The following is a 12,741-nucleotide window of genomic DNA, read 5'->3' on the forward strand; positions in this document are numbered from 1 at the left end:
CTCGCAAGGTGTCAATCAATCATTAAGAAAACTGCGCATGAGGCTCATCATGGATTATCGACGCGCTTTTTTCACTTAACTTCGTGATTTTTTGCCGTATCTCATCAACCGAATCTGAATTATTTAAAATGGAAATCTGGATTTCTGTTTGATAGCTACTTCCAGGACCGAGATTTCTCAACCGACCTTGCTCTCGTTCAATCGCCCTGAAGTTAGGAAAGTTGATGCCTGGTTCCAATCCGGTCACATAACCGGCCGACTCCGTTTGAGTATTTTTCCAGAGCGTAAAATAGGGTAAATCGACCTGCTTAAAATTCACCAAAAAACCCAAGCCACCCTTTTTATCGCAAAGCATGGCAGGAGTGTACCCGTTATCATCACAGATTGGCTTAAAATAGTATGCCTGCTCAGCATAATCGGGAGTTGGCCCTAAATAGGTATTAAAGTCGGTAATTCCTTCTGCGGCACGGGAATCACGGGGCGCCATCTCAGCAAAAGGGATTTCAAATTGCGCCCCCGCTTCCAGAAAAGGTGAACCAATATTAATGTGATACAACAACTCTGATTCTGCTGTGACGGGTCCCAGATTCGTCACCCTGTCATGAATTGCAAATTCAGCCGATCCTAATTGTGTTTCCAATGTCGATTCCAGCAAAAAGTGACTGCCGAATAACATTCCTTCCTCCATCTTGCCTGTAATTCTGATCCAACCACCATCCCTGGGGTCAAGTTCCACGCTCACATAATGAGCGGGGGTATTGGCAATACGTCCATGTAAGGTTAAGTCAGATTCAATGGGATTCCCGGCAGTATCCTGTCCAGGAGGACCATTGGAAATCAGGCCACACCGACAAACCAACTCATTGAATCCACTGAGCCACCCCAGTCCCCCCCGTTCTGAAAGGTTGATAAAAGCGGGATTCACGGGAGCTTTCACAGGAGAGTCCCATCCCAGGGGAATCTCCTGATAGCTGCCTTTCCAGACTCCCATACCCCGTGTTGGTAACAGGGAAAGTCTCAGCGCTCCGTTATCAATTTCGATAAGATCAACGCCGTCTGACTGTCCACCGTGCATTTGTTTTTTGTGAATCGACCAGTTTGGATCTTCTGAAAATTCGGAGTGACTCTCTGCATTTAGCAGAACTTCTTCGATCCAGGTTTGAGTATTAATATCAGTGAACAGGACTTGCTTTGCTTCCATGATCTTACCTTCGTTCTAGCCTGGCCTCTATCCAGGTTGATTGTAGCGTCTCCAGGACTGTTTGGACCTCGTATCATCGCTTTGGAGCCGCTATGGTTAAATTGGACGCGATATAGAATATCAGTATATTTAAAATATCCGGTATGACCGAATTATATTGAAATATCAATCTGACAGTCTGGATAATGTAAACCGGTTTGTTCCTCTTGGCCAGCGATGAAAGCCAAAACGAATCAGAAACTCCTCTTGCAGTTGGGATTTACGACATATAATACAGAAAGTATTACTCAAATCCAAAACCATGTCCTTATAGTTTCATCACGGATTTCCACTCAATGACACCAGTTCCTCAACCGGACGAACACGGTTATCCTTACACGACTGAATGGTATGATTCCTTGAAAGCTTCACTGGGAGAAGCCGGTTGTCGTCAACTTGGCTTTTATCCCATTCCGGAAGGCTTTCTGCTTTCCGTTGTGATTCCCATTTTCAATGAGAGCAAAACCGTAGAAAATCTGATTGATCAGGTGAGAGCAGTTCCCATTCGCAAAGAATTGGTACTCGTCGACGATGGTAGCACCGATGGAACTCGTGAGATTTTGAAACGGCTGGAAGAACAAAACAAGTCTCAAGAAGATTCACAAAATCAAATCCGTGTGATTTTTCACGAAGTGAACCAGGGAAAAGGAGCCGCTGTTCGGACTGGGTTTCTGGAAGCGCAAGGTGATGTCATGATCATTCAGGATGCCGATCTTGAATACGATCCTTCAGAATACCCGCGTTTATTACAACCGATCATCGAAGGCAAAGCAGACGTTGTCTATGGCAGCCGCTTTCTGGGGGATCAGCCCCACCGTGTGCTCTATTACTGGCATTTCCTGGGAAACAAGTTTCTGACGACGCTCTCGAATTGTTTTACAAATCTCAATCTCACCGATATGGAAACTTGCTACAAGCTTTTCAAAAAAGAAGTCATTAAGGAGATCGCTCCCGGTCTTTGCCAGAATCGATTCGGAATTGAACCGGAAATCACAGCAAAAGTGGCACGGCGCCAGTGCCGCATATTTGAAATGTCGATCAGTTATGATGGTCGCACATACGATCAGGGGAAAAAAATTGGCTGGCGAGACGGAGTGAAGGCACTGTGGTGCATTGTGCGATATGGATTGAAAGATTAGTTAGATATCCAAATACCATGCAATAACATCCCATCTGCGAAGTACTTATTTTGCCGATTGCTTATCTGATCCTTTCTAAAAACAGGCTTCCAAGCATTGCCTGAAGGGCTGATTTTCTCATAGAATCAGCAACATGTTATCGAAACAAAGAAATAAACATACGTATCCTTCAAGTCTGCGATGTCGAATTCCCAACGACAGGCAGATTCAAAGTGAACACCACATCATGCTTAATGCATTAATCAGCAATCAGAATCATTAAGATCTCAGTCAACGAACGGAAATACATATGGACTCTCCTTCGGAGAACCCACAAAACGAACCTCCCAAAGGCAAAGCCCCCCAAAAGCAATCAGGCAAAGAAAACCAGGGCACTCCCTCGACGGGCCCCTGGTTAATCATCCTGCTGATTCTGGTGATTGGCAGCCTGATCATGATGAAAACCTCGCCGGGAAATATCGGCTCGAAGGTGGACTACAGTTTTTTCATTTCAGAACTCAAACGTGGAAATGTCGATTCTGTAGATTTTCATGGCGACATTCTGACCGGCAAATGGAAGATTCGTCCTGATAATCCTGATGAGAAAAAGAAGGGCGAAAAACTGGAAGCGGAATTCAATACTGTTTTGCCTTCACTCCCCGTCGAAGATCGCGATCTCGTTCCGGAATTACTCAAACAGAAAGTCACCTTCAAAGCTGAAAGTACCAACGTCGGGATAGGTACGTATATCCTGCCCTGGTTAATTGGCCCGCTGTTGATTATTGGTTTCTTCTGGTTCATGCTCAGGCGCTCTGCAGATCCAATGGGCTCAGGCATGCTCGGCAATTTTACTAAGAGCCCCGCGAAGCGCTTCAGACCGTCGGAAGAACAGACGACCTTCGACGATGTCGCCGCAATGGAACAGGCAAAAGGAGAGTTAGAGGAAGTCGTCGAATTCCTGAAAACACCAGCCAAATTCCAGCGATTGGGTGCACAGATCCCAAAGGGTGTGTTACTGATGGGCTCGCCAGGAACTGGTAAGACCTTATTAGCCCGTGCCACTGCCGGTGAAGCAGGAGTCCCCTTTTATTCGATTAACGGTTCCGAATTCATCCAGATGTTTGTAGGAGTTGGTGCAAGCCGCGTGCGGGACTTATTCCGAACCGCCAAGGAAAATGCCCCCTGCATTATTTTCGTTGATGAAATCGACGCTGTGGGACGGATTCGAGGAGCTGGACTGGGAGGTGGTCATGATGAACGTGAACAGACTTTAAATCAAATGCTAAGTGAGATGGATGGGTTTCAGCAAAATGAAGCCGTCATCGTCATCGCAGCTACCAACCGACCTGATGTTCTGGATCCTGCATTACTACGTCCCGGGCGCTTTGATCGACATATTACCGTGGACCGCCCTACGAAAGATGGTCGCGAAGCGATCTTGAAAGTTCATTCACGAAAAATCCCTCTGTCTGACGATGTCGATCTGAATAAAATTGCCTCCGGGACAATTGGTTTTTCGGGTGCTGATTTGAAAAACCTCGTCAATGAGGCAGCGCTTTCAGCGACGCGTTTGAATAAAGATCAAGTCGACATGGAAGATTTTGACAATGCCCAGGATCGTGTTTTGATGGGGCCAAGACGAGAAGAAATTCTCAGTGAAAAAGAGCGGGAAATGACTGCGTACCACGAGGCTGGCCATGCCTTACTAGCGTGGTTACTCCCAGAAATTGATCCTGTTCACAAAGTAACCGTCATCCCCAGGGGCAGGGCGCTTGGGGTTACTCAATTACTCCCCGATGAAGAACGTTATAATATCGGAGAGAAGCAAATTCACTCACAGTTGGCATTCATGTTGGGAGGTCGGGCAGCAGAAAGAATTGTGTTCGGTGAGCATACAGCTGGTGCATCGGATGATATCAAACGGGCAACCCAGATCACACGTAAAATGGTAGGGCAATGGGGCATGAGTGACGTCATTGGTCCTGTCGCGTTTCGCCATTCGGATGAAAACCCGTTCCTTGGAAAAGAGATGAAATCTCAAGGGGAATGCAGTGAAGAAACAGCCCATGTAATCGACCAGGAAATGCAGCGATTTTTAAATGCTGCCGATGATCTGGCTGAAAAAATGTTAACGGAAAATCGGGAGAAACTTGATCTGCTGGCAAAAGCACTCGTAGAAAAAGAGGCCATTGACAGCAATGACATCAAGGAATTGATTGGAACTTCGGTTCGTGAGCAAGCTAGCATTGACAATGCAAATCAAATAAGCAGTCTCAATGCTGATGAAGATCAATCAGAGTAACCAGCTCGTCCTTAATGCCTCTTATATGAGATCGATACTTCTCCTGCTACAGCAGGAATGAATTGGAAATGCCGAAAGAAAAGAAAAAGAAGACTCGATTTGATCAACTGGGATTGAATCACGAATTATTACAAAACCTCACCCAGGCAGGGTATGAAACACCGAGCCCGATTCAGGCTGAATTGATTCCGGTTGCGGTCACAGGTCAGGATTGTATTGGACAGGCCAGAACGGGAACGGGGAAAACAGCCGCCTTTTCGTTGCCCGTGCTGCAGCAAATTGATCTGAGACGTCCGGGAGCACAAGCATTAGTCCTGGCTCCCACGCGAGAGTTGAGTGAACAGGTTGCCGCTGAGATACGTAAGCTCTGCCCCGACAAATCGTTGAACCTTGCGGTGCTTGTGGGAGGTAAGCCACTCCGTCCTCAGGAAAATCAATTGAAGAAGGGCGCCCAAATCGTAGTCGGTACACCGGGACGTGTGATTGACCATATTAACCGTGGCAATCTGAAATTGAATACGCTCAATTTTGTTATTCTCGATGAAGCAGATCGCATGCTGGATATCGGCTTTCGTCCTGATATCGAAAAGATCCTCCGGAAATGCCCTGAAAAACGACAAACACTGTTGCTTTCCGCAACTTTGCCTCCACCTGTAGAACGTCTGGCGAAACGTTATATGCAAGAGCCGGTTATGATTGACCTCTCGGAAGATCGTGTCAGCGTGGAGTCGATCGACCAGTATTACATCACCGTCGATCCGAATCGTAAAGTCAAACTGCTCACTCGGCTTCTATTTCAAGAACGCCCCAAACAAACGATTGTCTTTACTCGTACCAAACGGGGTGCTGATAAACTAGATCGTATCTTTTCCAAAAAACTCAAAGCGGTTGCCGCCATTCATGGTGATCTCCCACAGTCCAAACGAGATCGCGTCCTCAAGAAGTTCCGCGAAGGAAAAATTCGTTTGTTAATTGCTACCGATGTGATGGGGCGCGGTATCGATGTCAGTGGCATCTCGCATATCATCAACTACGATATACCGGAATTTAATGATGATTATGTGCATCGCATTGGACGCGTCGGACGATTGTCATCCGATGAAAAGGGTGCCGCGTTTACTTTTGTCGCACCAGACGAAGGCGACCAGTTGACCAATATCGAAAATCGAATCAATCATATGATTTCTGAGTTTCGGGTTGATGATTTTGAAGCTTATAAACCAAAACAACCCCGCAAAACTGTCGAAAAAGTAGCACACCTCGGCAACACGGGACACTTAATCAACCCCGACTTCGGCGAATTCTGAGCATCGCACGATCAAGAAAAGATTGCTTCAGTTATTTTAGAAACTGTTCAATGCGTGGTAACATGATTTCGTGCGCGTCTTCGAACACATAATGCCCGGCGTCGGAAATTCGTAACGTTTCTGCATTAGGAAATCGTCGTTCAAATTCGTCCAGGAAGTTGGTGGTAAAACACCAATCCCGCTCCCCCCAGATTAAGAGCATCGGATGGTTTTGAAATTGCTGCAAACCTTCTTCCACATGCAACAGTGTCTGATAACTGGGATGCGATGGCTTTAATGGGATGTCTTTGACAAATTGATCGACTGCGATGCGATTCTGCCAGGAATCATAGGGCCCTAAGAAACCGGTTTTGACTTCGTCCGTCATCCGTTCCCGCTTTTCGACCGCCATTGAGACTGCAGCTCCTGAAAACAGATTCAATCCTCGCACTCCACAACTTCCCAAGATTGGTATCCGACAAACGGCAATACGCAAAGGGATTTCCTGAGAGCGGAAGGCAGCTGTATTCATTAACACAAAACGTTGAAACCGTTCGGGCAGATCAACGGCAGCCCCCATGCCGATTGCGCCTCCCCAGTCGTGGGCAAACAAGGTAATGTCCTGGAGATCCAGTTCCTGAATCAGCGTTTTCAAATTATTGATGTGTGATTCCAGTTTGTAGGCATAGTCCTGCGGTTTATCAGACAATCCACAACCGATATGATCGACGGCTATCACGCGATAGTGCGCAGAGAGCTGCTTCACCAAACGTCGCCAGGCAAAACTCCAGGTCGGGTTCCCATGCACCATCAACAGCGGTTGACCTTGCCCCTCGTCCAGATAATGGTATTGATGCCCGTCTATCTCCAACCAATGCGAAGCGAAAGGATATTCATTTTTGATCTGATCACGAAAATTCATGCGGAGTTCTTTTGTACGTCTTTGATGCCACCAGGTTCATGAGATTCTAATTTGCATACCTTATCGAGATTCCACATTCCTGGCGAGTGAACGATCCAGGGCTTTTAAAAAGCCTTTGAGATCATCTCGTTGATGGGCACAGGTGATCGAAACTCTCAGTCGTGATGTCCCTTGCGGAACCGTGGGCGGCCTGATCGCCCCTACCAGGAAACCGGATTCTTGTAGTTCTGCCGCAATTTTCATAGTCAGGTCGGGATCCTTCAGGATGATTGGAATGATCGGGCCGGATGAAGGAGGGACAGAAACTGACGGACGTTGCTGCAACTCTCTGCGTAGAAACGTCGACTGTTCATGGAGTAAACGCCGTCGATCTGGTTCTGACTGAATAATCTCAAGTGCCTTACAGGCTGCTGCACAAATCGAAGGGGGCAGGGCGGTCGAATAGATTTGCGTTCGTACTCGATTCCAAAGCCAGTCGATCAGAGAACAAGGCCCCGCTACAAACCCGCCCATCGTCCCGACCGCTTTACTGAGCGTACCAATCCGAACCGTCACGCGTTCTTCCACCCCCAGTTCCTCAGCCAGACCTCTGCCGGATCCCCCCCAGACTCCCGTCGCATGAGCTTCATCCAGCATTAATGTAGCGTTGAATTCTTCAGCTAAATCGCAGAGTGAAACTAAAGGTGCCAGACTTCCATCCATGCTGAAGACAGAATCAGTAATAATAATTTTTTTTCCGTCACCAGATGTCTTTTCCAGTTCCCGTTTCAGTTTCTCTAATTGATCATGACGATACACACGCAGCCTGGCACCAGATAACCGACAGCCGTCAATTAAACTCGCATGGTTCAGCCGATCGCAAAAGATCGTATCTTCCTGATTGGCAAACGCTGAGATGATCCCCAAATTGGCTGCATAGCCACTGGGAAACAGAATCGCCTCGTCCGTCCCTTCAAAACGAGCCAACTGGTTTTCAAGCTGTGCATGCCATTCGGTACGACCACTCACGAGCGCACTGGCACGTGTGCCCACTCCCATTTCTGGTAAGACTGCGGCAGCGGCGGCGATCACACGTTCGTCATGTGAAAGATTAAGATAGTCATTGCTGGAGAAATTAATCAGCTCACGACCTTCCAACAGGCAACGCCCGTCAGCCAGCGGGTGGAATGTTCTGCGGGAGCGAAACAGACCAGCAGCACGGATCTCCCGTAACTCATTATCAATCCATTCGGGAACTTCTGGAGAAGACATGATTACGAAAGCCTGACTATCACAAACATAGCGATAAAAAACGCGGCCGATTTCCCTAACTGAATCTGGAAACTTAGAGTTCGCACGTTATGTCAGGGAAATCACATGATTACTTAAACGCTCAAATCCGTCTTCTGTGATCAGATAATTGTGCTCAATTCTCATTCCCCCAATCCCTTCGACATAGACACCAGGTTCCAGTGTCACCACATCACCGGCCAAAAGAGTGTCGGTGCTCTCAGGAACCTGAATCGGTGCTTCCGGATGTCCCAGTCCCAGTCCATGACCGGCGTGATGTTGAAAGTTGTCGCGATATCCGGCATCCCAGAGGGGCGCTGCTGTTGCAGCATGCACGTCGGCACATTTTGTGCCTGCTTTGAGTGCTGACTCGCCTGCCTGCATCGCTGCCTGACAAAGCGAGAATAGTTTTTGCTGGTCTGCACTTGGCTCACCGACGCTGATGGTATTCGTGAAGTCACTGCGGTAACCGTGAACCACAACTGAGTAGTCCAGCACAAACAAATCGCCATGCTCTAATACGTGCGGTGACGGTAGTCCCCCCGCTTTGGGAACTGCGGCATTACAGGCGCGGAAGTCTCCGTAAATGGCTACTGGCATACCCGCTGCCTGGACTACCGCTGCCTGGACTTTACGGAACACGTCGAATTCACTTTTACCTGCTTCCACAATCTCTCGTGCACAAGCATGACCGGCATCACAGGCCTGCATAGCCAATTTTAATAAGGCGATCTCATCGGCGTGTTTCTGCCGCCGTAATTGACGTAAGATGCTACCGAGTTCAAGAGTGGCATCGGTTTGTGTAATTTCGAGTTCGTGTAACGCGCCTACGGGTAACCACTCGGCTTCAACAGCACCTGCACGACCTTTTAACTGTGGTACGACCGACTTCAACGCCTTAAATAAAGCATGATCACGATTCTCAACTGAGTGTTTATGATCGTACCATTGCTCAATCGCTTCGTGATCGACATAGAATTCCGCGGCAGCAGAACGCAGGGTGAAATTATCGCCAATTAAAGTGACACCCTTGTCTCGATCCAGCAATAATAAGGCCCGTTCTCCGCGTGAGAAACTAAAAGGTTGTACCAAAAAATTTGACAAGTACAGTACGTGACGGGGATCAGCGATTAAGATCCACTGCAGGTGATCGGGAACCGCTTCCCATAATCGCTTCTGGCGTGCCAAACAGCCTTCTTTAGACAGCATTTCTTTTATGTCCTTTAACGGAAATCAATGATATGAGAGGCCAACGACGACTTTAATCGAACCCTTTGTCAACAAGCCAACGTTCTGCATCCAGCGCCGCCATACAACCACTGCCAGCAGCTGTGATCGCTTGCTTGTAATGATCATCGGCCACATCGCCAGCGGCAAACACACCATCCACGTTTGTATTGGTACGGAAAGGAACCTTCCACTGGATATACCCTTTGTCGTTCGTCTCAATCTGACCTTTCAGAAAGTTGATATTAGGAGTATGACCAATGGCAGCAAAATAACCGGTGGCATCCAACTCTTCTGTCTGGTTTTCATCCAACGTACTTCTGATCCGTACGCCGGTCACACCCTTTTCATCATCTCCTAACACTTCATCAATGACCGAATTCCATTTCACTTCGATCTTCTCATTGGCTAAGGCACGGTCTGCCATAATTTTGCTGGCACGAAATTCATCGCGACGATGGACGAGATATACCTTGGAAGCAAACTTCGTTAGGAACGTACCTTCTTCCATGGCGCTGTCGCCACCACCGACGACAACTAATGGCTGATTCCGAAAACGAGGCATCGCTCCATCACAGACCGCACAAGCCGAAACGCCCATATTCTTGAAACGTTCTTCTGAATCGAGCCCCAGATAATTGGCCCGTGCTCCTGTGGCGATGATCACCGTCAAAGCTTCCACTGTTTCGCCATTCGCGGGAGTTATTTTGAAAGGATGCGAGGAAAAATCAACATCGACGATATCATCGGTGACCACCTTTGTTCCGAAATTGATCGCTTGCTGACGCATCAATTCCATCAGCTCTGGTCCACTGACCCCTTCACCCAAATGGGGTGCCATGTATTTTCGTTTGGATTCGTCTATGGAGTCATCCAGATAGGCGTTTAGATTTCCATTAGGGAATCCCGGGTAATTTTCAACTTCCGTCGTTAGAGCCAACTGACCTAAAGGCAGTGTTCCTTGTAAACGATTTTCTTCTGTTACAGCCCCTTCAAAGCAAAGGGGTTCCAGATTGGCTCTGGATGTGTAAATACAAGCGGCCCAACCAGCGGGCCCAGATCCGATCACGACGACTTTTTCCGGCACGTTCACTCACCTCCTGATATCGAGATTCTCTGACTGAAATGATTTGAAACAAATTTTCAGTAACGGGAGAATTGCCAGTAGCATGGATTATTGAAACACGAGCAACAAACACATTGGTGTGCTCGACAATCCTACTGAAGTAGCGTGAGGAATTCCAGAAGGTGGGATGACTCGTTTCTGAGCAGAACTGGAAATTAGGGAAATAAAAAAGGTGCTTCGAATCACGTGAATGACTGAAGCACCTTTTCTGTGCTGAATGGAGCAAGTGCGGGCCAACGCTTGCCACCATCGCTGTTAATACCTAAAAGCATAAGCCGTACCAATCGAAAATAATTGTGCAAAAAATACTCTAAGCCATTCATTATTAAACACTTAGTATATAATTAAGATTATGTGAAGAAGATCATCGCTAAAGAACATGTATTACTATGCAACATATGTTGCATTATCATACGATGCAAAATACTACACATTCTCCCCTCCACATGATTTTAAAGAAAAGCAGACACCAGTCTTGCGAATTCAGACTTAGTTTTCATATGGTGGAACCCTAAACGATGCAGAGATGTCTACAATAGTAATCTATTATTGATCTGGTCTGGCTAGATGCCCAAACCTGCTGAGAGTTTTAAGGAGAGTTCCGTGTCGAATGCTTCCCCAGCACGGCCCAAAAAGTTTACCGTTCCCCAGTTTCTAGCAACCAAGGAAAAAAAGCAGAAGATTTCCATGCTGACTGCCTATGATTTTCTGTCAGCTAAAATTCTGGATGAAGCCGGATTAGACTGCCTTTTAGTAGGCGACACTTTGGGAATGGTCGTCCAGGGAAAAAGCACAACACTGCCCGTGACAGTCGATGAAATGATCTATCATGGTGAAATCGTTTCGCGTGCTGTTCAACGGGCGCTGATCATTGTGGACATGCCTTTTATGTCATTTCATGTCTCACCTTCACAGGCGTTGGAAAATGCGGGGCGGATTTTGAAAGAGACAGGTGCCGACGCCGTGAAGCTGGAAGGAGGCGTCAATCAGGTCAAAACGATCGAAACCATCGTTTCTGCGGACATCCCTGTCATGGCTCATCTGGGTCTGAAACCCCAGTCAGTTCGTGCCCTGGGTGGTATGGGAAAAATTCAACGCGATGAAGACGACCTGATCGCTGACGCTCTGGCAGTCGAAAGAGCAGGGGCCTTTGGGATTATTCTTGAAATGATTACCGCCCCCATCGCCAAAAAGATTACAGATACCGTCACGATTCCCACGATTGGCATTGGTTCCGGGCCAGGCTGTGACGGACAAGTATTGGTGACGCCTGATATGTTAGGTATGAATGCTGATTTTCATCCACGATTTTTGAAAAAATATGCGGATCTCACAACAGTTATGACGAATGCTGCTCAAGCCTACGCAAAGGAAGTACGCGAAGGTCAATTTCCCGATGAGTCACACAGCCATACCTGAGCAAGCCTTAAGAAATGCTCTACTGTGATGAACCAGAGCGAAAGTCAGTCAGAAGACTGAAGTGTACGAACCCGTTTCCCGAAACAGTTTTCGATTCCAAGCACAAACATCACCCATAAAGCTGAAAATGCCTCACCCAGGTTAATCTTAGAGCTTCCGAACCGACGTTCTTCGAACGTGAAGGGGACTTCCTCAAAAGTACAGCCGACACGACGGCAGCGATAAAGGATCTCTTCCTGAAATGCATAGCCCTTGGCCCTCAAGAGAGAAAAATCGATCTCGGCCAGTTTTGAGACCCGATAACAACGAAAACTCCCACTGCAGTCCCGAGATTTCAAACGGAGTAACAAACGGGCGTACCAATTGATGGCACCACTCATGAAATAGCGTTTCGGCCCCCAGCCTTCAATTTCCCCACCGGGGACATATCGAGAGCCAATTGCGACATCAGCATTTTTGGTCGCTTCTACCAGCGCGGGCATGTAACGGGGAGGATGACTAAAGTCAGCATCCAGATTCAAAACCAGATCATATTGATTTTCGATCGCATATTGAAAACCAGCGACGGTCGCCGTACCTAAGCCCAGTTTTCCACTGCGGTGGATGGAATGGATCCGTTGATCGCTTTTTTTCAGTTCTTTGGCAAACTCTCCCGTCCCATCGGGGGAATTGTCGTCAATCACTAAGATCGCAGCATAAGGCAGATGTTCGTGAATCTCCGGAATGAGCAATTCCAGGTTTTCTCGTTCATTATACGTACAGAGTGTCACTAATAATCTGGGAGAATCAGAGTCTGTCATCAGTTATTTCAGGCCCAAAGAAAAACGTCTCA

At 47.4% G+C, this 12,741-nt stretch carries 10 protein-coding genes; 4 read left to right on the forward strand and 6 right to left on the reverse strand.

What is annotated here, in order from left to right; genetic code table 11:
* Positions 1-22 precede the first annotated feature (22 nt).
* Positions 23-1,201, reverse strand: coding sequence for an aldose 1-epimerase family protein (locus tag V144x_RS16725; protein ID WP_144986275.1), 1,179 nt, complete (start codon positions 1,199-1,201; stop codon positions 23-25).
* A gap of 335 nt (positions 1,202-1,536) precedes the next feature.
* On the opposite strand from V144x_RS16725, the gene V144x_RS16730 reads away from it, so the two are divergent.
* The 3 genes from V144x_RS16730 (at position 1,537) to V144x_RS16740 (ending at position 5,967) form a co-directional block, all read left to right on the forward strand.
* Positions 1,537-2,379, forward strand: a complete 843-nt coding sequence (locus V144x_RS16730) for a glycosyltransferase family 2 protein (protein WP_144986277.1) — start codon at positions 1,537-1,539, stop codon at positions 2,377-2,379.
* Positions 2,380-2,668: 289 nt separating this feature from the next.
* Entirely contained in the window at positions 2,669-4,660 is a 1,992-nt protein-coding gene (ftsH, locus tag V144x_RS16735) for an ATP-dependent zinc metalloprotease FtsH (RefSeq protein WP_144986279.1), read from the forward strand.
* A 68-nt stretch (positions 4,661-4,728) separates the two neighbouring features.
* Entirely contained in the window at positions 4,729-5,967 is a 1,239-nt protein-coding gene (locus V144x_RS16740) for a DEAD/DEAH box helicase (protein WP_144986281.1), read from the forward strand.
* A 31-nt stretch (positions 5,968-5,998) separates the two neighbouring features.
* On the opposite strand, the gene V144x_RS16745 is transcribed toward V144x_RS16740, so the two are convergent.
* The 4 genes from V144x_RS16745 to V144x_RS16760 form a co-directional block, all read right to left on the reverse strand.
* Entirely contained in the window at positions 5,999-6,868 is an 870-nt protein-coding gene (locus tag V144x_RS16745; protein ID WP_144986283.1) for an alpha/beta fold hydrolase, read from the reverse strand.
* Between the two features lie 60 nt (positions 6,869-6,928).
* Entirely contained in the window at positions 6,929-8,119 is a 1,191-nt protein-coding gene (gene bioF, locus V144x_RS16750) for an 8-amino-7-oxononanoate synthase (protein ID WP_144986284.1), read from the reverse strand.
* A gap of 87 nt (positions 8,120-8,206) precedes the next feature.
* Positions 8,207-9,346: a M24 family metallopeptidase gene (locus V144x_RS16755; RefSeq protein WP_144986286.1), complete on the reverse strand. Its 1,140-nt coding sequence runs from the start codon at positions 9,344-9,346 to the stop codon at positions 8,207-8,209.
* A 52-nt stretch (positions 9,347-9,398) separates the two neighbouring features.
* A complete protein-coding gene (locus tag V144x_RS16760; protein ID WP_144986288.1) occupies positions 9,399-10,451 on the reverse strand; it encodes a thioredoxin-disulfide reductase in 1,053 nt (350 codons plus the stop codon).
* A gap of 642 nt (positions 10,452-11,093) precedes the next feature.
* On the opposite strand from V144x_RS16760, the gene panB reads away from it, so the two are divergent.
* Entirely contained in the window at positions 11,094-11,909 is an 816-nt protein-coding gene (panB, locus tag V144x_RS16765) for a 3-methyl-2-oxobutanoate hydroxymethyltransferase (RefSeq protein ID WP_144986290.1), read from the forward strand.
* 44 nt (positions 11,910-11,953) lie between these two features.
* Here the strand turns inward: panB and V144x_RS16770 are convergent, their stop codons facing one another.
* The gene (locus V144x_RS16770) at positions 11,954-12,709 is read right to left on the reverse strand and encodes a polyprenol monophosphomannose synthase (RefSeq protein ID WP_144986292.1); all 756 of its coding nucleotides are present in this window, start codon (positions 12,707-12,709) and stop codon (positions 11,954-11,956) included.
* Positions 12,710-12,741 lie beyond the last annotated feature (32 nt).

The organism is Gimesia aquarii, assembly GCF_007748195.1.
GTDB classification, from domain to species: Bacteria; Planctomycetota; Planctomycetia; order Planctomycetales; family Planctomycetaceae; genus Gimesia; species Gimesia aquarii.